This window comes from Paenibacillus agri (assembly GCF_013359945.1).
Lineage (GTDB): Bacteria > Bacillota > Bacilli > Paenibacillales > Paenibacillaceae > Paenibacillus_AQ > Paenibacillus_AQ agri.
Genome location: NZ_JABWCS010000160.1, coordinates 1 through 636, shown reverse-complemented (window position 1 = coordinate 636; position 636 = coordinate 1). Strand labels below are relative to the sequence as shown.

General features: G+C 52.2%; 1 protein-coding gene. It reads right to left on the bottom strand.

Annotated features, from left to right (window positions below):
- Positions 1 to 636, bottom strand: a 636-nt coding sequence (locus HPT30_RS00795) for a hypothetical protein (RefSeq protein WP_175369668.1), incomplete at both ends; no start/stop codon positions are given.

The window sequence follows — 636 nt, the reverse complement described above, 5'->3', positions numbered from 1 at the left end:
TGCACCAGCCGTATACGGATTTGTTACTCCCGCTCCTGTTGGTGCTGCATCCCCTACGTTTGGTGTAGGAATCAGGGTCGAGGACACTTTCGTCACGAGATGATTGCCCGCTCCTGCGCTTACCGTCACCTTCGTCGTATTCGGATTCGTTCCCGGCAGTGGCGATGCTGGCAATGTTGGAGCAGTCACTGGAGCAGGCACCTTAATATCGCCTGCGGTCAGTATGATCAGCTTGAACGATACCACCTTATTGTTGCTATCTACTTCATAAATGCCAATGTATCTGTTTGTTGTTGCATCCACGCCAGTGATATCTGCACCAGGCGTGTACGGATTCGTTACTCCCGCTCCTGTTGGTGCTGCATCCCCTACGTTTGGTGTAGGAATCAGGGTCGAGGACACTTTCGTGACGAGATGGTTACCCGCTCCTGCGCTTGCCGTTACCTTCGTCGTATTCGGATTGGTTCCCGGCAATGGCGATGCTGGCAATGTTGGCGCCGGCACCTTGATATCGCCTGCGGTCAGTATGATCAGCTTGAACGATACCACCTTGTTATTGCTGTCTACTTCATACACGCCAATGTATTTGTTTGTTGTTGCATCCACGTCAGTGATATCTTCGCCTGGCGTGTACGG